Source organism: Gluconobacter sp. Dm-74, from assembly GCF_018256135.1.
Classification (GTDB): domain Bacteria; phylum Pseudomonadota; class Alphaproteobacteria; order Acetobacterales; family Acetobacteraceae; genus Gluconobacter; species Gluconobacter cadivus.
The window spans coordinates 222,015-242,223 of record NZ_JAERLX010000001.1 but is presented as its reverse complement, the minus strand read 5'-3'; the positions used below and the strand labels follow the sequence as shown (position 1 = coordinate 242,223).

Annotated in this window: 19 protein-coding genes, 1 tRNA gene and 1 riboswitch; of the genes, 8 read left to right on the top strand and 12 right to left on the bottom strand. The window is 61.2% G+C overall.

Annotated elements, in window-relative coordinates; genetic code table 11:
- Positions 1-127 precede the first annotated feature (127 nt).
- The 11 genes from JK208_RS01135 to secA form a co-directional block, all read right to left on the bottom strand.
- On the bottom strand, positions 128-1,639 hold the full coding sequence (locus JK208_RS01135; protein WP_211574024.1) for a glycoside hydrolase family 32 protein: 1,512 nt from the start codon (positions 1,637-1,639) through the stop codon (positions 128-130).
- A 105-nt stretch (positions 1,640-1,744) separates the two neighbouring features.
- The gene (tolB, locus tag JK208_RS01130) at positions 1,745-3,106 is read right to left on the bottom strand and encodes a Tol-Pal system beta propeller repeat protein TolB (protein ID WP_194261903.1); all 1,362 of its coding nucleotides are present in this window, start codon (positions 3,104-3,106) and stop codon (positions 1,745-1,747) included.
- Between the two features lie 16 nt (positions 3,107-3,122).
- The gene (locus tag JK208_RS01125) at positions 3,123-4,118 is read right to left on the bottom strand and encodes an energy transducer TonB (RefSeq protein WP_099285462.1); all 996 of its coding nucleotides are present in this window, start codon (positions 4,116-4,118) and stop codon (positions 3,123-3,125) included.
- Between the two features lie 12 nt (positions 4,119-4,130).
- Positions 4,131-4,571: a protein TolR gene (tolR, locus tag JK208_RS01120; protein ID WP_194266666.1), complete on the bottom strand. Its 441-nt coding sequence runs from the start codon at positions 4,569-4,571 to the stop codon at positions 4,131-4,133.
- Between the two features lie 3 nt (positions 4,572-4,574).
- A complete protein-coding gene (gene tolQ, locus JK208_RS01115; RefSeq protein WP_194261901.1) occupies positions 4,575-5,366 on the bottom strand; it encodes a protein TolQ in 792 nt (263 codons plus the stop codon).
- Positions 5,367-5,395: 29 nt separating this feature from the next.
- Entirely contained in the window at positions 5,396-5,821 is a 426-nt protein-coding gene (gene ybgC / locus JK208_RS01110) for a tol-pal system-associated acyl-CoA thioesterase (RefSeq protein WP_062029163.1), read from the bottom strand.
- Positions 5,822-5,873: 52 nt separating this feature from the next.
- On the bottom strand, positions 5,874-6,923 hold the full coding sequence (gene ruvB / locus JK208_RS01105; RefSeq protein ID WP_211574023.1) for a Holliday junction branch migration DNA helicase RuvB: 1,050 nt from the start codon (positions 6,921-6,923) through the stop codon (positions 5,874-5,876).
- Positions 6,920-7,522 (bottom strand): Holliday junction branch migration protein RuvA, encoded by a 603-nt coding sequence (ruvA, locus tag JK208_RS01100; protein WP_141349661.1) that lies wholly within the window; start codon positions 7,520-7,522, stop codon positions 6,920-6,922. Before ruvA ends, ruvB begins: the two co-directional genes overlap by 4 nt.
- Positions 7,519-8,025, bottom strand: a complete 507-nt coding sequence (gene ruvC, locus JK208_RS01095; protein ID WP_041111979.1) for a crossover junction endodeoxyribonuclease RuvC — start codon at positions 8,023-8,025, stop codon at positions 7,519-7,521. Before ruvC ends, ruvA begins: the two co-directional genes overlap by 4 nt.
- Positions 8,022-8,771 carry a YebC/PmpR family DNA-binding transcriptional regulator gene (locus JK208_RS01090; RefSeq protein ID WP_062029168.1) on the bottom strand — a complete coding sequence of 250 codons (750 nt, stop codon included), beginning with the start codon at positions 8,769-8,771 and terminating at the stop codon, positions 8,022-8,024. The genes ruvC and JK208_RS01090 overlap by 4 nt, the downstream gene beginning before the upstream one ends.
- 34 nt (positions 8,772-8,805) lie before the next feature.
- A complete protein-coding gene (secA, locus tag JK208_RS01085; RefSeq protein WP_211574022.1) occupies positions 8,806-11,571 on the bottom strand; it encodes a preprotein translocase subunit SecA in 2,766 nt (921 codons plus the stop codon).
- A 312-nt stretch (positions 11,572-11,883) separates the two neighbouring features.
- On the opposite strand from secA, the gene JK208_RS01080 reads away from it, so the two are divergent.
- The 5 genes from JK208_RS01080 (at position 11,884) to JK208_RS01060 (ending at position 16,843) form a co-directional block, all read left to right on the top strand.
- Positions 11,884-12,816: a peptidylprolyl isomerase gene (locus JK208_RS01080; RefSeq protein ID WP_194266669.1), complete on the top strand. Its 933-nt coding sequence runs from the start codon at positions 11,884-11,886 to the stop codon at positions 12,814-12,816.
- A gap of 7 nt (positions 12,817-12,823) precedes the next feature.
- Complete coding sequence (gene argJ, locus JK208_RS01075) at positions 12,824-14,059, top strand: bifunctional glutamate N-acetyltransferase/amino-acid acetyltransferase ArgJ (RefSeq protein WP_194266670.1); 1,236 nt, start codon at positions 12,824-12,826, stop codon at positions 14,057-14,059.
- Positions 14,060-14,191: 132 nt separating this feature from the next.
- The gene (locus JK208_RS01070) at positions 14,192-15,421 is read left to right on the top strand and encodes an NAD(P)/FAD-dependent oxidoreductase (RefSeq protein WP_211574021.1); all 1,230 of its coding nucleotides are present in this window, start codon (positions 14,192-14,194) and stop codon (positions 15,419-15,421) included.
- 80 nt (positions 15,422-15,501) lie between these two features.
- The gene (locus JK208_RS01065; RefSeq protein ID WP_211574020.1) at positions 15,502-16,251 is read left to right on the top strand and encodes a 2OG-Fe dioxygenase family protein; all 750 of its coding nucleotides are present in this window, start codon (positions 15,502-15,504) and stop codon (positions 16,249-16,251) included.
- 52 nt (positions 16,252-16,303) lie between these two features.
- Positions 16,304-16,843, top strand: a complete 540-nt coding sequence (locus JK208_RS01060) for a hypothetical protein (RefSeq protein ID WP_194266672.1) — start codon at positions 16,304-16,306, stop codon at positions 16,841-16,843.
- Between the two features lie 22 nt (positions 16,844-16,865).
- On the opposite strand, the gene JK208_RS01055 is transcribed toward JK208_RS01060, so the two are convergent.
- Positions 16,866-16,939, bottom strand: a tRNA-Gly gene (locus tag JK208_RS01055).
- Positions 16,940-17,057: 118 nt separating this feature from the next.
- A riboswitch (SAM riboswitch) is annotated at positions 17,058-17,137 on the top strand.
- Between the two features lie 73 nt (positions 17,138-17,210).
- Here JK208_RS01055 and metZ point away from each other — a divergent pair.
- The 3 genes from metZ to JK208_RS01040 all read left to right on the top strand — a co-directional run bounded on the left by metZ (position 17,211) and on the right by JK208_RS01040 (position 20,170).
- Complete coding sequence (metZ, locus tag JK208_RS01050; RefSeq protein ID WP_211574019.1) at positions 17,211-18,404, top strand: O-succinylhomoserine sulfhydrylase; 1,194 nt, start codon at positions 17,211-17,213, stop codon at positions 18,402-18,404.
- Positions 18,405-18,445: 41 nt separating this feature from the next.
- The gene (gene apaG / locus JK208_RS01045; RefSeq protein WP_062030082.1) at positions 18,446-18,919 is read left to right on the top strand and encodes a Co2+/Mg2+ efflux protein ApaG; all 474 of its coding nucleotides are present in this window, start codon (positions 18,446-18,448) and stop codon (positions 18,917-18,919) included.
- 84 nt (positions 18,920-19,003) lie between these two features.
- The gene (locus tag JK208_RS01040) at positions 19,004-20,170 is read left to right on the top strand and encodes a bifunctional 2-C-methyl-D-erythritol 4-phosphate cytidylyltransferase/2-C-methyl-D-erythritol 2,4-cyclodiphosphate synthase (RefSeq protein ID WP_211574314.1); all 1,167 of its coding nucleotides are present in this window, start codon (positions 19,004-19,006) and stop codon (positions 20,168-20,170) included.
- The last annotated feature ends 39 nt before the right edge of the window (positions 20,171-20,209 follow it).

The window sequence follows — 20,209 nt, the reverse complement described above, 5'->3', positions numbered from 1 at the left end:
CTCGAATCACCGGTCAAGTGCCGTGTTAACGCCGGTTAAATGTGAAAAGTTCGATTCATAATCGGAACCAGAAATTTCGGCATAAATGTCACAGCTATTCTGAAGAATGTGGCAGAATTCTGCCACATCATCGAAACCAGCGTGCTTTCACGCTCCTGAAACATGCGCTGCCTGCGTAGCTGCCCAGCGTTACAGTCGTAGCACGCGGAGGGGGAAAGATCACCTCTGTCATCCTGACGAGTCCGTCAGCAGCGAAAATCTCGACCGAACTCCGGTCCACAATAACTCTCAGACGAACACCCCCATCCTGTGGAGAAAGGGGTGCCACATGGCGCGTCGTAAAGGTCGTGTCCGGTACCAAAACCCCTGACCGACTGCGATCCACGACCAGTTCCCGACGTGTGGGGTCGTAGAGGATCTCGGTGCCAAACATGCCATCCTCCGTCGCCGCCACAGTCAGCACCGCCACGTCTCCGTCAGGCTCAATAATCAGTTGGAGTTCAAGCACCGCATCCGCGAAATCCGTACAGTCCGCAACGCTATCGGGCAGCTTCCAGACCACTTCTGCTTCCGGGCGGATGTCGCTGGCCACAAAGACCTCGACCGGAGCGCCAAGACTGGCTGGGTTTTGCTTCATCAAAAGCGTACCGTCCTCCTGCCGCACAAGGGACAGATGCGCCGGAAGCGTCATCTGGCCGCGCCATGGAACAGTCGGCGTCTGGTTGGCGTAGTTCCAGTTGCCCATCCAGCCGATACTGACGGGTGTGGGCGTTCCGGCGAAGCAGACAATCGCATAATTGTCCGGTCCATAATCCATCCAACGATACTGCCAGGGATCATCTGTGGCCGTTGGCTGCTCTGCGGGCGTGAAGATCGTGCCGTCGAACTCTCCGACGTAATAGAACGTCCCAGATCCACCTGTCAGACCACCGGGATTGACGCTGACGATCATCACCCAGCCGGAAGCCCCGGCCTCCCCCTCAATCGGGAGCCGCGCCAGAACCGGCACTTCCCACAACATGTCCGGCGTATGGTAACCGGGCGGACGGAAGTCACTGAGGAACTCCCAGTGCAGAAAATCTGTGGAACGGAAGAGTTTAACCACCTGCTGTTCGGCCTCGACCGCCGTCAGCACCCAGTATCCACCCTCTTCATACCAGCACAATGCCGGGTCCCGAAAATTCCGGGATACCGGATCAAGCGTCAGAACCGGATTGTGAACGTAGCGCGTCCAAGTCGCGCCATGATCCAGACTGACCGCAACCGAAACCGCCTGTGTGCCGTCTTCCTGCTCGCCCGGCATGTCGCGGAATACGCTGGTGTAGAGCGCCAGAAGCGGAGGATTTTCGTCTGTTCCCAGACTGCTGCGATTGTCTCGGTCATAAATCACCGTGCCGGAATAGATCTGCTCCTGAGGTGTGGACGGCAGCGCAATCGGTTGCTCTTCCCAATGCAGCAGATCCCGACTGGTCGCATGCCCCCAGGAAATATAGCCCATGACGGGCTCGACCGGATTGTGCTGGTAAAAGAGGTGATACACACCATCAATCAGGATCGGCCCATTCGGATCATTCATCCAGTTCCGGGCCGGGGCATAATGCAGCAGCGGACGCCACTGCCGTGTCTCCTGAAGGGACATGGGGAATTCTCCTGTTCAAGCAGTCTTTGCGACGCCTTACAGAAAAAAGGGTTCCCCACCCTATTGCAAATCCGCGCCCCCGGACCGGAAGCGCGGAACACAGCCTCAGCCGTTGCGCGGCGACCAGGCCGGATCGGACGCACCCGTCGAGGTCCGGATCGGACGCTCGTTAAAGCCCGTAATATCGATCGTCCCAATTCCTGATGCAAAGCCCGCACCGCCCGCACCGGCTGCACTCTGGCGGCAGAACGCCAGCACACGACCATTGGGGCAGAACGTCGCGCTATCAACGGTAAAGCCCTGCGTCAGAATACGCTCACCGCTGCCATCCGGGTTCATCACCCCGAGCGAGAATCCGCCGCCGCCGATGCGCGTAAAGGCGATCAGGTCTCCACGCGGGGACCAGACCGGCGAACCATACTGGCCGGTACCATAGGAAATCCGCTTCGCCGGACCACCCGACGCACTCATGATATAGAGCTGCGGGCTGCCACCGCGATCCGAGTTGAACACGATCTGGCTGCCATCCGGGCTGAAGCACGGGCTGGTGTCGATTGCGCCATTGGAATTGGTAATCTGACGCTTTGCACGCGAGGCCAGATCTACAATGAAAATATCCGACCCGCTGCCACGCGTAGCGGACAGCACGACGGAACCGCCGGTCGGCGAAAAGCGCGGGGCAAAGGAAATGCCCGCGAACTCACCCAGAATCTGCTGACGACCGGATGCCAGATCGAACAGGTACACGCGCGGACGATTGTTGGCGTAGGACATGAACGCAATCTGGTCGCGCACCGGGTTGAAGCGCGGCGTCAGCGTCAGCCATTCGCCGTTCGTCAGCATCCGTTCGTTGGCACCATCCTGATCCATCAGGGCCAGACGTGTGATCTGATGATGACGCGGGCCGGTGCGGGCGATATAGGCGATGCGGGTGTCGAAATAGCCCTTCTCGCCCAGCATCCGCTCATAAATCACATCCGCGATAATATGCGCGATGCGACGCCAGTTGGACGTCGAGGCCGTGTAAGCCGTGCCCTGAAGCTGCTGGCCGGACAGCACGTTCCACAGACGCATCTCAACACGCACACTGCCCGAACCGATCGCCTGTCCGGACACAGCCGCACGGGCGCCCTGCGCCTTGAGCGCACTGAAATCGGGCGTAGAGCCGGGCGGCACGTCGCCGCTCATGACCTTGAACAGGCCGGTGCCGTTCAGGTCGGACGTGATGACACCGGAAATCTGCTCCCCCAGACCCGCCCCGAAATTCGGGATGACGATGGGGATCGGCTCCTGACGGGCCTGATCGACAGTAATTTCAGCCTCACCGGGGCCAGAGGCAGCTGCGGACTGGGCAAAAGCGGCCAGAGGCGTTGCCAGAAGACCACCAGCAGCGGTGGCTCCCAGAACGGAGCGGCGCGAAAACAGCGCGCTCAGGGCCTCGGCGTCGGTATCGGGAATGAAGGACATGAGACTTCCTCGTGGATTACGGCCTGAAGACAAAACGCAGCTCATGCGTCTGACCAAGCATCTTGGAGGGAATGGGAAGATGGGCACAGGTGGGGCTCAGCACCGCATCCCGCGCCCGCTCCGCCAGAACACGATAAGACGGGTCGGAGGCCATTTTCGCAGCCGTATCAGGCGCAAATTTGACAATCCGCGCCTCACCGGTCGCATCGACGGTCACGACCATATGCGCGACAAAGCTCGCATAGTTCCGTGCTTCGGTATCTTCCGTGTAACAACGGCGCACGGAACCGCCGATGGCTTTCTGATCCGCCATGGACAGCGACTTCGTAATGTCGCCGTTCGGCACACCACCACCGTTCGGCGCACCACCCTGCGGCGGATTGGCTTTCGCGGTCGGCGCATGGGTCTGCTTCTGATCGGCGCGGAAATTATCCAGCGTTGCCAGCAGCGAATGACTGTCCGCTTCCGTTTTCTTGGCCGCGTTCGGCTGCGTCATATGCGAGAATTTCGGCATATCCGGCAGCTTGTCGGCTTTCTGTGTCTGCGGGCTCGGCGGCGCAACCATCGTCGATTTCGACGGCGGTGATGGCGTGGGCGGTGACGCTGGCACAGGCTGCGGAGACTCATCCGTCATTTTCGGCGGAAGCTTGATGTCCGGCAGCTTTTGCGGCGGCGTCTCCGGCGGAGGCGGCACAGGCTGGGGCGGCGGAGGAGGCGGAGGCGGTTCTTCCGTCGGCGCTTTCAGAGGAGGCGTCGGAGACGGAGGGGCCTCGTTCTTCACAGGCGCTGGAGCCGGAGCGGGCGCAGGAGCCGGATGATCGGCCTTGACCGGGTGGGTCGGCGGACCTGCCTGCTCGAACTCCATCTGCACCGTGGGTGGTTCAGGCGGTTCGGGCGGCTTTTCCGGTGGGATTTGAACAATCAGATACGCGATCAGCCCCAGATGAATGGCGACTGATCCGTAAAGCGCATGACGAAAGCGCCTGTTGTCAGAGCGGCGTGGACGGACCACGGCAGGCGCCTCTTACTGGCCGCTCTGGGGCTGCTGCGCGAGAAGCGCAACATGCGTGAAACCACCCGACGTGATCTGGCCCATGACCTGCATCACCTGTCCGTAGTCGATATGGGCATCAGCACGAACAAAGATGCGATGGGTCGGATCGTTCTGCGACTGCGCCTTGAGCTGCTCGATCAACTGGTCGGACGTCACCGGCTGGTCTCCCAGATACAGCGAACCATCCGTTTTCAGAGAGACCGTGATCGGCTTGGAATCCGAATTGACCGGGCTGGCATCCGTCTTCGGCAGATCGACATTGACGCCACTGGTCAGCATCGGCGCCGTCACCATGAAAATGATGAGCAGCACCAGCATGACGTCCACCAGTGGCGTGACGTTGATTTCCGAGGCGGGCCGACGTTTGCGGCGTCCGCCTCCTCCAGCCCGTCCTCCCGCAGACATCCCCATGGTTCAGGCCTTCCCGCCGGTCGTATCGTCCGCACGTTCCTCGGACTGACGCGACAGAATGGCCGCGAACTCGGTGCCGAAGGCTTCCATGCGATCCGTGAACTTCTCGAACGAGTTGCTCAGACCGTTATAGGCAATATAGGCCGGAATAGCCGTCACGAGACCAATGGCTGTTGCGAACAGGGCTTCGGAAATACCCGGCGCCACAACGGAAAGATTCGTGTTGTGCATCTGCGCGATGGACGCGAACGAATGCATGATGCCCCAGACCGTTCCGAAAAGACCGACAAACGGCGCCACCGGGCCGATCGTCGCGAGGAAGATCAGGCGGCGCGTCAGACGATCGTTCTCACGCATGATGGTGATGTCGATGGCGCGGTCCACGCGCTCGCGCACGCCACCCCGCGACAGGTCGATGCCGCCAATTCGGGCGGAACGGCGCCACTCGCCCATGGCCGCGCCGAAGACGGCCGCCATCGGATGCGTCGGGCGCGCACCGTCGGATTCGTAAAGATCGTCGAGCGATCCACCTGACCAGAAACGGTCCTCGAATTCCGTCGCCTCGCGGTTGACGCGACGGATGAGAATGATTTTTTCCGCAATGATCGCCCATACGCCAGCGCTGCACAGCAGCAGACCCAGCATCACCAGCTTTACAACGATGGAGGCGTGCAGGAACAGGTCCAGAGGCGAAAGACCGGTCGCACCGACCGCCCCAAGCGCACTCGAACTTACCTCATGATCCACTGTTCTCTCCTGTACAGATCCTGTCCCTTGCGGGTCAGGACTCTCCATTGCACTTCACGCGGAAACAGGAAAGTGGGTCAGACCTCTCCTGCCTCCAGTTTTCTCACTGCATCACGCCAGCGAGGCGGAATTTTGGCAGGTTTCATGTCAACGGCACTCAGACAGGCCAGTTCCACGTCGATAACCGTAGCCGTTTCGCCACCCCCGGAATAATTCCGAACGGTCTGACAAAGTTTGAGCCGCGTCGGGGTCATGGCGTCCAGCGCCGTCTCGATTTCCATTTCATCATCGAGTCGGAGCGGCGAGCGGTACCGGATCGCAGCCTGACGTACGACGAAGACCAGTCCAAAATCGTTCAGAAGCTCCGTCACGGACGCATCCGCATCGCGCATCGCCTCGCTCCGCGCGCGCTCGGCAAAACCCAGATAGCGCGCGTGATAGACGATGCCACCCGCATCGGTGTCTTCGTAATAAACCCGGAACCTGATCTTGTGCGTGGCCATACTGTCTCTCCAGTCATGGTGCGCCCATCCCCCGAACCGCGTTCAGGATCATTCAGGGCGCGGAATCGTCCTGCTCCAACGAGGAGAGCAGGTCCACCTGGCTCGCTGGTGGCGTAAGACCGAGATGACGCCATCCAGCCTCACCCAGCATCCGCCCGCGCGCCGTTCTCAGAACGAGCCCTTCCTGAATGAGATAAGGCTCGATAACGTCTTCCAGCGTATCGCGTGCTTCGGCAAGCCCTGCCGCCAGTGTTTCCACACCGACCGGGCCGCCGTGATGATGCTCGGCAATCCGCTTCAGATAGCGCCGATCCATCGCATCCAGCCCGCGCCCGTCAACCTCAAGCCGCCCCAAGGCCGCATCAGCCAGCGCACGATCCACAACGGCCTGTTTCGAGACGAGCGCAAAATCCCGCACGCGGCGCAATAGACGCCCGGCAATTCGAGGCGTACCGCGCGAACGGCGGGCAATTTCTTCGGCACCATCGTCCGTCAGGCGCATCCCGAGCTTTACGGCACCGCGCGAGACGATCGCCCGCAGTTCTTCCGGCGTATAAAATACCAGCCGCAGCGGAATCCCGAACCGGTCCCGCAGAGGGGTCGCCAGCAATCCCGCCCGTGTGGTCGCGGCCACAAGCGTGAACGGCGCCAGATCAATCCGCACGGAGCGCGCGGCAGGACCTTCGCCAATGATCAGATCGAGCTGAAAATCTTCCATCGCCGGATAGAGGACTTCCTCGATCGCGGGCTGAAGACGATGGATTTCGTCAATGAACAGCACATCGCGCGGCTGGAGATTCGTCAGGATCGCCGCCAGATCGCCCGCCCGCTGAATGACCGGCCCGGACGTTGCCCGGAATCCCACGCCCAGTTCCCGCGCAACGATCTGCGCCAGCGTCGTCTTGCCCAGACCCGGCGGTCCGTGCAGCAGGACATGATCCAGCGCCTCACCACGAGCCCGCGCGGCCTCGATGAAGATGGCAAGGTTTTCCCGGCTTGCTTTCTGGCCCGTAAAATCCGCAAGCGTCTCAGGACGCAAACCGCCCTCGCCCGTATCCTCAGGCTGACGGGCCGGATCGGTTTCGCGATAGATGTCACTCATCGCGCAAGATCCTTCAGGCTCAGACGGATTGCCAGATCAAGCGTCGCATTCTCGTTCTCGGCCAGAACTTTGCTCAGAACCGGCCACGCTTCGGCCCGTCGGAAGCCAAGCCCTGCAAGCGCCAGGAGCGCATCGTTCTCAACACTCGGCCCGGAGACGATCCCCGGCGCAGACACAGTCCCGCCGCCACCCGGCATTTTCGCAACCTTGTTGCGAAGCTCACTCAAAATCCGATCCGCCAGACGCGGCCCCACACCCGCAGCCCGCGTCAGCGAGCCTTTGTCCCCGGCATTGATGGCCAGCAGAAGCTCGCCCGGACTGTTGGCCGACAGGATCGCCAGCGCCACTTTCGCGCCCACGCCCTGCACGGTCGTCAGCAGACGGAACCAGTCCCGCTCATCCGTCGTTGCAAAGCCGAAGAGCTGGATCGCATCCTCGCGCACGATCGTCTCGATCAACACGCGCGCCACAGAAGGCGGCTGCGGCAATGTCGCCAGCGTGCGGGTCGAGGCCGACACCACATAGCCCACGCCATTGACATCCACGATGCAGCGCTCGCCCTCGATTTGCCCGACAAGTCCAGTCAGTTGCCCGATCATGCCATGCGCTTTCCGGCCACGACATGCGCCGCACTGGCCCGGTGATGGGCATGACAGATCGCAACGGCCAGCGCATCGGACGCATCGGCCTTGCGGATTTCCGCGCCCGGCAACAGCCGTTTCACCATCATCGTCACCTGTTCCTTGGTCGCAGACCCGGTCCCGACCACGGATTTCTTGACCGTCATCGCACCATATTCCGCAACCGGCAGCCCTTCATAGGCAGGCGTCAGCAGCGCCACACCACGCGCATAACCGAGCTTGAGCGTCGAGGAGCCATTACGGTTGACGTAGGTTTCTTCAACGGCGGCTTCCGCTGGCGCATATTCGCGGATCAGCTTCTTCAGCGCCCCGTGCAGCTCGCACAGGCGCAGCGGCACGGATTCGGACCCATCGGTCCCGATGACACCCGACGCCACATGCTTCAGGTGATTGCCGTCCACGTCGATGATGCCCCAGCCCATGAAACGCAGGCCGGGGTCAATGCCCATCAGACGGATCAAGCAGCCAGCGCCTCGGCCACGTCGTCAGGAATGTCGAAGTTCGCGTAGACGGCCTGAACGTCGTCATTGTCTTCCAGCACGTCGATCAGCTTCATGACCGAACGCGCCTTGTCCTCGTCCAGCGTCACGCTGTTTTCCGGACGCCAGTCGAGCTTGGACGACTTCGGCTCGCCAAAACGGCTTTCGAGCGCATCGCGGACAGCGAAGAAATTTTCCATCTCGCAGGTGACTTCATGACCGTCTTCGGTGGTCACGGCATTGTCCGCCCCGGCTTCAATCGCGGCTTCCAGCATCTCGTCTTCGGACGCCACATCGAGCGGATAGCTGATGACGCCCAGACGCTGGAACATGAACGAGACGGAGTTCGTCTCACCCATCGACCCGCCATGCTTGGAGAAGGCTGCGCGCACTTCGCCCGCCGTGCGGTTGCGGTTATCCGTCAGGCCTTCAACGATGATCGCAACGCCAGCCGGACCATAGCCCTCGTAACGGACTTCGACGTAATCGTCGCCACCCGCGGTGCCGGATGCCTTCTTGATAGCGCGCTCGACATTGTCCTTGGGCATGTTGACTTCGCGCGCCATGGACAGCGCCGCACGCAGACGCGGGTTGGACGCAGCTTCGGGCAGACCCGAACGCACGGCAACCGTGATTTCACGCAGAACCTTGGCGAACTGCTTGGCCCGCTTGGCATCCTGCGCACCCTTGCGGTGCATGATGTTCTTGAACTGTGAATGACCGGCCATCGGTCGCTCCTTCCTCTATCGTCGTGTCAGAGGCTCAGACGAGCCTGCCATGACAGTGTTTGAACTTCAAACCCGACCCGCACGGGCAAAGGGCATTACGCGGCGTCTCGGCATTCCAGCGCTGAAGCGTCTCGGCATCAGGCTCCTGCCCTGCCGAAACAGGCTGCGGGCGCGGCGTAAACGGCATTGCAGGCGAGAAAGACGCCACCGGACCCGGCGTTGGAATTTCCGACCCCGTCGTACCCTGCGCGAACAGACCCGCGGGTTCCTCAGATGGGCCGGACGTCTCGGTATTGATGACAGGGAACGGCGGCGGCTCGGAGACAGCCTGAATGCGGCACATCGTCTCCGTCACGCGGACCCGCATGTCATCCAGCATCGCCGTGAACATCTGGAAGGCTTCCTGCTTATACTCGTTCAGCGGATCACGCTGACCATACGCCCGCAGACCAATACCCTGACGAAGCTGATCCAGCCCGTGCAGATGCTCTTTCCAGACGGCATCGAACGTCGTCAGCACGACCTGCTTTTCAATCAGGCGCATCAGTTCGGGGCCCATATTGGCCGTCCGCGCCGCCTGCGCCTTCGCGGCTTCGGCCTGAATGCGCTCAATCACGCTTTCAGAATCCATGCCGTCTTCCTTCGCCCAGTCTGCGATCGGAAGATCCAGGTTCAGAATACGGGAAACCTCGCGGGTCAGCCCTTCCGTATCCCACGCTTCAGCAAAGGATTTTTCGGGAATATGGGCATGGACCAGATCTTCGATCGTGTGTTCGCGCAGTTCGGCGATCACACCCGAAAGGTCTTCCGTCGCCATGTACTCGCGGCGTTGGGCGTAAACCTCCTTGCGCTGGTCATTCATGACGTCGTCATATTTGAGCGTGTTCTTGCGCATGTCGAAATTGCGCGCTTCAACCCGCTTCTGCGCCTTTTCCAGAGCCTTGTTCAGCCACGGATGAACGATCGCTTCGCCTTCCTTCAGGCCCATTTTCTGCATCATCGCGCCCATGCGGTCGCTGGCGAAAATGCGGATCAGATCGTCTTCAAGCGACAGGAAGAAACGCGAATTTCCCGGATCGCCCTGACGGCCAGAACGGCCGCGCAACTGGTTGTCCACACGGCGGCTTTCATGGCGTTCCGTGCCAATCACATACAGACCGCCTGCGTTATGAACTTCCTCGTGATGCTCCTCGACGCTTGCCCGGATGTCCTGCTCGACAGCCTCGCGCTGCGCCTCGTCTTCGACGTTCTCGATGCTAGCCTTCACCAGCATCTCGATATTGCCGCCCAGTTTGATGTCGGTTCCGCGGCCCGCCATGTTGGTCGCAATCGTGATCGCACCCGGCGCACCCGCCTGCGCGACGATGATGGCTTCCTTTTCATGCTGCCGGGCATTGAGCACGTTATGCGGAATGCCGCGCTGCGTCAGGATATGGGAGAGATATTCGCTCTTCTCGATGGACGTCGTGCCCACGAGAATGGGCTGACCCGTCTTGTGGATATCGCGGATCAGATCGGCCACGGCATTGAACTTTTCCGCAGCCGTCAGATAGACCTCGTCATCCGTGTCGATCCGCTGGACGGGCAGGTTCGTCGGGATTTCCACCACATCGAGATGATAGATTTCGGCGAACTCGTCGGCCTCGGTCATGGCCGTTCCGGTCATGCCCGAAAGCTTCGGGTAGAGACGGAAATAATTCTGGAAGGTGATGGAAGCGAGCGTCTGGTTCTCCTGCTGGATCTCCACATGCTCCTTGGCTTCCAGCGCCTGATGCAGACCATCCGAATAGCGGCGCCCATCCATCATACGACCGGTAAACTCGTCGATAATGACGACCTTGCCCTCACGCACGATATAATCCACATCCCGCGTAAACAGCGTATGCGCCCGCAGGGACTGCTGGACGTGATGAACGACAGCCACGTTGTGAATGTCGTAAAGGCCACCTTCCTGAAGCACCCCGGCCTGCGCCAGAAGTTCCTCGACGCGGTGCGAACCTTCTTCGGTCAGCGTAACCGAACGCAGCTTCTCGTCCTTGTCGTAAACATCCGGCTCCTGAACGAGCTTCACGACCACATCATCGACAGAGCGATACAGGTCGGAGCTGTCATCCGCAGGGCCGGAAATAATGAGCGGCGTCCGGGCCTCGTCGATCAGGATGCTGTCCACCTCATCCACGATCGCGTGGTTGAATGGACGCTGCACCATATCGGCGAGCGAATATTTCATATTGTCGCGCAGATAGTCGAAACCGAACTCATTGTTCGTGCCGTAGGTGATGTCCGCCGCATAGGCGTCACGACGCTCGCCATCAGACAGGTTCGGGATGATCACACCCGTCGTCAGCCCAAGAAAGCTGTACAGAACGGACATTTCCTCGGCATCACGTCGCGCAAGATAGTCGTTCACCGTGACGACATGTACACCCTTGCCACTCAGCGCATTCAGATAGACTGCAAGCGTTGCTACAAGAGTCTTGCCCTCGCCGGTCCGCATCTCCGCGATCCGGCCGCCATGAAGAACCATGCCGCCAATGAGCTGCACATCGAAATGACGCTTGCCCAGAACCCGGCGCGATGCTTCGCGGCAGACCGCAAAGGCTTCCGCCAGCAGGCCATCGAGGGTTTCGCCCTTCTCAAGCCGCTCCCTGAACTCGACTGTCTTGTGCCGCAGCTGTTCGTCAGAGAGTGCCTGGACCGCAGGCTCCAGTGCATTGATCTCGGGCACACGGCGCTGATACGCCTTGAGCGTGCGATCGTTGGCAGAACCGAAAAGGGCGCGGGCGAGGCGTGCGAACATGCTGAACCTTGAGATGCCGAAGACCCGGAACGCCAGATCTTTCCAGAAGCGGAAAGACCCGCACACCGTGCCGTCAGGATTTTCACGTCTGCTGGAAATAGGACCGGGGCCGCGTAGGGTCAATGGAGAGGCCGCAGAGAACCTTGAGGAAATGTCCTGATTGTCATCGCGGTGTCACATCAAACCCGTAGACCGCACCCATCCGACACCCTCGTGAAGGAATGGTAACGGACCGCACCCTTGCAGGGCGGACCAGCCTTTGTCATGGTGCAGACCATCCTTATTCTCAGGTTACATCCGAGGTAGTCCCACATGCGGCTTTCCCGCTCCACTTTCGCTCTCGCAGTCCTCATGGCCGGCACATCGGTTACGGCATCGACGGCTTTCGCCGCTCCTGCTGCCGCTCCCGCAGCGGCCCCGGCCGCAACGGCTCCTGCAGCAGCCCCCGCCGCCAACCCGGACATGCTGATCGCGACCGTCAACGGTTCGAAGATCACGCTCGGTGACGTGCAGCGCGCTGCTGGCAACCTCCCGCCGCAGGCCCGCCAGATCCAGCCGTCCGTTCTGATCCCGCTGATCGTCAACCAGCTCGTTGACCAGAAGGCCGTTCAGATCGCCGCCGATAAGGAAGGCCTGAGCCGCAAGCCGGACGTGAAGGCCGCCATGGACGCTGCCTCTGCGAACGCCCTGCAGAACGCCTATCTGGAAGAAAAGGTCGGCCCGCTGGTCACCGATTCCACGCTGCACGACTTCTATCAGACGCATTATGCGAACAAGAAGCCGGAAGAAGAGATCCACGCCCGCCACATCCTCGTGGACAGCGAAGCGCAGGCCAAGGACATCATTGCCCAGCTCAACAAGGGTGCTGATTTCGGCAAGCTCGCCGCACAGCTTTCCAAGGACAAGGGCTCCGCTGGCGCAAATGGCGGCGATCTCGGCTGGTTCAAGAAGGCTGACATGCTGCCGGCCTTCTCTGCTGCCGCCTTCGCCATGAAGCCGAACACGATCTCCCAGACGCCGGTTCACACCCAGTACGGCTGGCATGTGATTCAGGTTCTCGCGACCCGCACGGCCCCGATTCCGACCTTCGATCAGGTCCACGACCAGGTCCGTCAGGAGCTGATCCGCGACAAGGTCCGTGACATCGTTCAGAACGCCGAATCCCAGGTGAAGGTCGTTCACTACGACTCACAGGGCAAGGTTATCCCGGACGCAGCTCCGGCTGCCGCACCTGCAAAGAAGTAAGACTACCATGGCAAAGCCGCTCCCCGTCTCTCCGCTCGCTCGTCCGCTGCCGGACCTTGCAACGATTGCGGGCGTGCGGCTTTCCGCCGTCGCCGCGGGCATCCGCTATCAGGGCCGTACGGACCTGATGCTGGCGGAGTTCGTCCCCGGTACGGTCGCGGCAGGCGTCTACACTAAAAACGCCTGTCCCGGCGCTCCGGTCCTCTGGTGCCGGACCGCTCTGACAACACCTTATGCCCGCGCCCTGCTCGTCAATGCAGGCAACGCGAACGTCTTTACCGGTCGCGCCGGAATACAGGCATGTTCCGACTGCGCTGACGCCACCGCACAGCTTCTGGACTGCCCCCCGCAGGATGTCTTTCTCGCGTCCACAGGCGTGATTGGCGAAAAACTGCCTCAGGATCGCATTATCGGCGCCCTCCCCGCTGCCAAGGCTGGTCTGGACGAAAACGGCTGGGCCGATGCCGCCCGCGCCATCATGACGACGGACACCTTCCCCAAGGCCGCACGCCGCGATGTAAAAATTGCCGGAACGCCTGTCCGCATTCAGGGCATCGCCAAAGGATCGGGCATGGTCGCCCCCGACATGGCTACAATGCTGGCCTATGTCGCAACCGACGCGAAGCTGCCGCAGAACATTCTTCAGTCTCTGCTGTCCTCGGGCTGTTCCCAGAGTTTCAACGCCATCACCGTCGATTCGGACACCTCCACGTCGGACATGCTGATGCTGTTCGCCACCGGACTGGCTGACAATCCCGAGATCGACGATATCAACGACCCCGCTCTCGCCGAGTTTACCCTTGCGCTGAACGACCTCCTGCTGGAGCTCGCGCTCATGGTGGTTCGCGACGGTGAGGGCGCGACGAAGCTCGTCCGCATCGGCGTTACGGGGGCTGAAAGCAATCTTTCCGCCCATCGCATTGCGCTCTGCATCGCCAATTCCCCCCTCGTGAAAACTGCCATCGCGGGTGAGGACGCCAACTGGGGCCGTGTGGTCATGGCCGTTGGAAAAAGCGGCGAACCTGCGGACCGCGACCGGCTTTCCGTCGCCATCGGCGGAACGTGGATCGCCAAAGAGGGTGGCGTTGTCGAAAATTACGACGAAGCCCCGGTTGTGGCCCATATGAAGGGTCAGGAAATCGAAATCGTCGTCGATCTCGGCCTCGGTGACGGCGAGGCCCGCGTCTGGACCTGCGATCTGACGCATGGCTACATCGACATCAACGGCTCCTACCGCAGCTAGACGCTCCCAACACGTCAGCGAGAGCGGGGCTTGTGCGACCCCGCCTCTGTCGATAGCAAAATCTGTCGTTGATCTCCTTCAGGCGCTCGCAAAACCGGGTGCCGTTTCGCACCTGATATAAGGAAAATGTCCATGTCTGCTGCAGCTCGCGTGCTTGTTCTTGGCGGTGGCGTCGGTGGGCTTGAAGCCGCTGCGGCTCTGGGCCGTCACCAGAATATTTCCCTGACACTCGTTGATCGCAGCCCCGTCCATTACTGGAAGCCTGCCCTTCACGAATTCGCTGCAGGCACCATGCAGCATCAGGGCAACTGCATCCCCTTCACCGAGACGGCAGCCAAATTCGGCTTCACCTTCGTTCAGGGTAGCCCCACGACGGTCAACCGCGACAACAAGACGGTCTCGCTCGATACCGGTGCCACGCTGCCCTACGACTATCTGGTGGTGGCGCTTGGTTCGCGCGCGAATGATTTCGGCATTCCCGGAATCGTCGATCACTGCATGTTCATCGACAATCTGAACGACGCCGACACCCTGTTCGCGACCTTCCGCGAGGCCGTCCAGAAAGCCCGGACGGCAGGCGAAAAGCTCTCCATCGGCATCGTTGGCGGCGGTGCAACTGGCGTGCAGCTCATTGCCGAACTGTGCAAGTCTATTGACGACGCCCGCGGTCTCGGCCCCTCCGTTCGCAAATCCCTGCTGAACGCTGTGCTGATCGAAACCGGCCCGCGTATCCTTCCGGCCTTCCCGGAAGCCGTCTCCTCGGCCGCCGCACGCCAGCTCGAAAATCTCGGCATTGCCGTCCGAACTGAAGCCATGGTGGTTGGTGCGGACGAAACAGGTTTCAGCCTCAAATCCGGCGAACATATCCCTGCCAGCCTCCGCGTCTGGGCCGCTGGCGTTCGCGCTTCGGATGCCACGAGCCTTCTCGAAGGTCTGGAACGCGGCCGCTCGGGCCAGCTTGGCGTTACCACGACGCTTCAGACCACGCAGGACCCGACCGTCTTCGCGATCGGTGACTGCTCCCGCATTGACGCCGCGCCGATTGCCCCCACGGCACAGGCCGCACGGCAGCAGGGCCAGTATATCGGTCGTGCCCTGCCGGAGATCATCGCAGGCAAAACGCCTGCCCCGTTCGCCTATAACGATCGCGGTGCCGTCGTGGCCCTTGGGGATTATAACGGCTGGGGCATGCTGGACGCCAAACGCAGCTTCGGCGGCGGCTTGCTCTCAGGTCTGGCGGCACGGCTGATTCATGAAGGGCTGTACCGTCAGCATCTTGCAGGCATTCTGGGCATCGCGCCGACGGCCTGCAGCACGCTCCGCGAGCATCTTTCTCCGGTCAAACCTGATCTGGGGGGCTGAAAACCCTTTTCAGAATTCCGTCAAAGGGGGAATGTGGAACGTAGTGTCCCCAGACCCTGCGTCCCCTGTTCCGAGGATTCATGAGCCCTAACGATCTCTCCCCGCCCTTTGACAGGGTTCTGACCGACATCGAAGACACCCTGCTGGAAAAAGGGTTCGCCTTCCTTCAGGCCCAGACCACACAGCCGCTGCTCGACCATGAAGGCCTGACTGACTGGCAGGGCTTCGCGGAAAGCTGGAATCATCTGGGTCTTGATCGCTACATGGCGGATGGTGGCCGTTACCGCCGCCGCCGTTACGCGACTTTCGCCGTCTCAGGCGAGACCATCACACGCAAAAAACATCAGCCCCATTACCAGAGCCGGGACTACAACCTGCTCAATGGCGGCGTTGAACGCTGGTTTCCGGCTGTGGCGGATTCGATCGCATCCCACCCGGCCATGACCGCCGCCATCCGCACCATCAGCACAATCGCGGATGCCCTGACGCCACCCACGGAAAAGCCCCCGTCATGGCATGTGGAAGTGCATCAGTTCCGCATTGAGGCCCGCCCCGGCAATGAAGGACGCCCCACGCCAGAAGGCCTGCACCGCGACGGTGTGGACTGGGTTCTGGTCCTCATGGTCGCCCGTCACAACGTGGAACAGGGCGTCACCACGATCCACGATATGCGGAAAGAACCGCTGGGGTCCTTCACCCTCATCAACCCGCTCGATGCCGCGATTGTGGACGATCATCGCGTCTATCACGGCGTTACGGCGGTGCAGCCTGTCGATCCATCGCAACCAGCCTATCGGGACGTGCTGGTGGTCACGCTGCGTCATGAATGACATCAAAACCTTCACAGACGCCCGTCTTCAATTTCGTGTTATGATTGGTGCCATGTCGATCCAGCAGATTCTTTCCCGCCGCGCGGCAGTTCTGGCCCTGTCCTTCATGCTCCCCGCAGCGTTGTCCTGTGCGGATGCTGCGACAGGCAAAAGCCATCACCACACGCGCCACGCCGCGCAGCCCGCCAATGCGGGTGCAGCGCCAGTCATCCTGACAGCGCATCCTGGCACGAAGCTGGATGAAGACGCCCGCAAACTGAACGAAGACGATCTTCAGGACGCGGCGAAACATCACGATCAACCTGTCGTCCTCGTCGGTTCCGCATCGCTCTCGTCCGGCAAGAATGACGAAGCCCTGTTCGTCCAGCTTCAGTCCGCCCGTCTCTGCGGCTCCGCAGGCTGCACGACGTCCGTTTATCTGAAGCACAACGATACTTGGAACACGGTTCTGGACTCAGTGAACGGCGATATTTCCGTCCTCCCCACGCGTCATAAAGGCATGCACGACCTTCTGGTCAGCCCGAACGATCGCTGGATCTGGAACGGCAAGGAATATCAGGACACGCTCAGCGCACCGCCGATGCCAAAATAATCACTGATTTTTCTGGAAAATCTGGAGCGGGCGAGGGGAATCGAACCCCCGTATGCAGCTTGGGAAGCTGCCGTTCTACCATTGAACTACGCCCGCACTCGGCGTTGAGCATAGCTGCTCTGCCTTTCTTCCGCAATCCACCCCACCCGAACTGCAGGGTGTTGACGCAAAACCGAAATACAGCCCATAGTCCGGGTGTCACAAATGCTTCGGCGTGACTGACCCTCGTGATTTGAGCGGCCGGCTTGCGGCGAGGTTAAAGAATTGCGCTAAAGAGGCCCTGCGTCGTTATCGAACGATTCCCAGGACTTCCACGGCCCGCCACATGCGCCCTTCCTCTAGGGGGCGTCTTATGGAGGGACACATTATGTCTTCAGAAAACTGGCGCACAGCCACCCGCCTTCTGCACGAAGCTCCGAACCGTACGGAATTCGGTGAAACGTCGGAAGCCCTCTTCCTGACATCCGGCTTCGTCTATGACAGTGCCGAACAGGCCGCTGCGACCTTTACAGGCGACGTCCAGCACTTCCAGTATTCCCGCTTCGGCAACCCGACCGTCGATACGCTTCAGGAGCGCCTCGCACTCCTCGAGGGCGCCGAAGCCTGCGTTGCCACCGCGACCGGCATGGGCGCGGTCTCCTCGGCCATCCTGTCGCATGTAAAAGCCGGGGACCGCGTCGTGGCCTCCCGCGCCATTTTTGGTTCCTGCTACTGGATCGTGACCAACCTCCTGCCCCGCTATGGCATTGAGACCGAACTGGTGGACGGCACGGACTACGACGCCTGGGAGCGTGCCCTGTCCAAGCCAACCGCCGCCGTGCTGATCGAAAGCCCGTCCAACCCGATGCTCGACGTCCTCGACATCGCCCGCGTTGCTGAGCTGACGCATAAGGCTGGCGGCCTGCTGATCGTGGACAACGTGTTCGCAACACCGCTCGGCCAGTCCCCGCTCAAGCTGGGCGCGGATGTGATCGTCTATTCCTGTACGAAACATATCGACGGTCAGGGCCGCGTTCTTGGAGGCGCGGTGCTCGGTTCCAGTGCATGGATCAACGAGACACTTCAGCCCTACACCCGCAATACCGGCAATGCCCTGTCGCCGTTCAACGCCTGGGTTCTGCTCAAGGGTCTGGAAACGCTCCAGCTCCGTACGGATGCCATGGCCCGCAATGCCGCTGCCGTCGCCGATGCGCTGGCCGAACTTCCGGGTGTCGTTCAGGTCCGCTATCCGGGGCGCGCCGACCATCCGCAGCATGAACTTGCCAAAACCCAGATGAGCAATGGCGGCTCCATGGTCGCGTTCGTGGTGGACAAGGGCCGTGAGGGCGCATTCGCCTTCATGAATGCCTTCAAAATCATCGCGATTTCCAACAATCTCGGCGACGCCCGGAGCCTTGCAACTCATCCCGCGACAACGACCCATATGCGCGTCAGCGAAGACGAGCGTGCGCGTCTGGGCATCACGGACGGAGCCATCCGTCTTTCCGTCGGTCTGGAAGATCCCGCAGACCTGATCGACGATCTGAAGCGCGGCGCCGCAGCAGTTGCGGCCCTTGCATAAGTTTTTCTGACAAAAGACCGGGATGGCTTTACAACGGCATTATGCCTGACAAGTCATCCCATCCCCTTCTCCATGCCGATCCCGAGACAGCCCTCGCCGAAGCCATGGAAACTGCGCCCTGCTTCAGCAAAACCACCGACGACGTAACAGTCACGGTCCGGACCTTCTGGCTGGACGATCAGTCCCATCCTGAAGACCACCAATATGCATGGGCCTATCACATCAGCATCGAGAACGAGCGGAAGGACACCTTCCAGCTCCTGTCCCGGAGTTGGGAAATCGTGGATGGGCTTGGCCGCAAGGAGCATGTCCATGGCGATGGCGTTGTCGGCGAACAGCCCGTAATCGCTCCGCAGGAACAGTTCGACTATACGTCTGGCGCCATGCTGACCACGCCCTCGGGCTTCATGCACGGCACTTACCACATGCTGGAGCCACGTTCGGGCCATCGCTTCGATGTCAGCATTCCCGTGTTCAGCCTCGACAGCCCCCATGACAGCACGCTGATCCACTGACAGGCCGTGCCGGGCACCAGCGGAGAACGGCGCGGACCGCAGCGCGACCTTGACGTCCCTGCCGTCCCGGCCCATTCCTCCCCCATGCGTATCGCTGCCCTTCTTCTCGCTGCCGGTCGTGGCCGGCGCTTCGATGCGTCCTCACAGAACGGGGACACTTCTTCCAAGCAGTTCCGGATGCTGCGGGGCAAACCCGTCATCCGCAGAGCCGCCGAAGCCCTTCTGCCGCACGTGGACGTGCTCCTGCCGGTCGGAGATGATCCCCTGCTGGCCGACAGCCTGAAAGGGCTGGACGTTCTGCCGCCCGTCAGCGGTGGTGCGGAACGCCATGACAGCGTGCGCAACGGCCTCGAAGCCCTCGGCGCTCTCCCCGAGCCGCCCGATCTGGTGCTGGTCCATGACGGCGCCCGCCCCTGCGTCCCCGCAGAGGTGGTGCAGAACGTCATCGAGGCCCTGAAAACCCATGAGGGCGTGATCCCGGCCGTCGCCGTCATCGACACAATCAAGAAGGCCGCCGACGGCATCATTATCGATACCGTCCCGCGTGACGGGCTGTGGCGTGCCCAGACCCCGCAGGGCTTCCGCTTCGGCACCCTGCTCGAACTTCACCGCACCCTGCGCGATGCCCGCACCGACGATGCCGCCCTGCTCGAACAGGCTGGCCATCCGGTGGCGATCGTTCAAGGGTCGGAAGACAATATCAAACTGACTGTTGCGGAGGACCTGATGCGTCTTGAAGGTGTGATTGACCGGAACCTGCTGCCCCGCGTCGGACTGGGCTATGACGTCCATGCTTTCGAGGAAGGCCGCAAGCTGATCCTGTGCGGCATCGAGGTACCCCACACGAAGGGCCTCGCCGGACATTCCGACGCCGATGTCGGCATCCACACGCTGTGCGACGCCATTTACGGCGCACTGGCTGAAGGCGATATCGGCCGCCATTTCCCGCCTTCCGACAATGAGTGGAAGGACATGGATTCGGCCCGCTTCCTGATCCACGCCGGCGAGCGCATCCGTGAGCGCGGCGGCTTCCTCGTGAACGCCGACATCACGCTGATCTGCGAACGCCCCAAGATCGGCCCCCATGCCGAAACCATGCGTCAGCGCCTTGCCGACCTTCTGAAGGTCAGTGTCAGCCGGATATCGGTCAAGGCCACGACCTCTGAGCGTCTGGGCTTTACGGGCCGCGAAGAAGGCATCGCCGCCACCGCAACCGTCAGCATCATGGTCCCGGATAACGGGGAAGCCTGATCCGCAGTTCCGATACGAAAAAGCCCGGTTCCTCTAAGG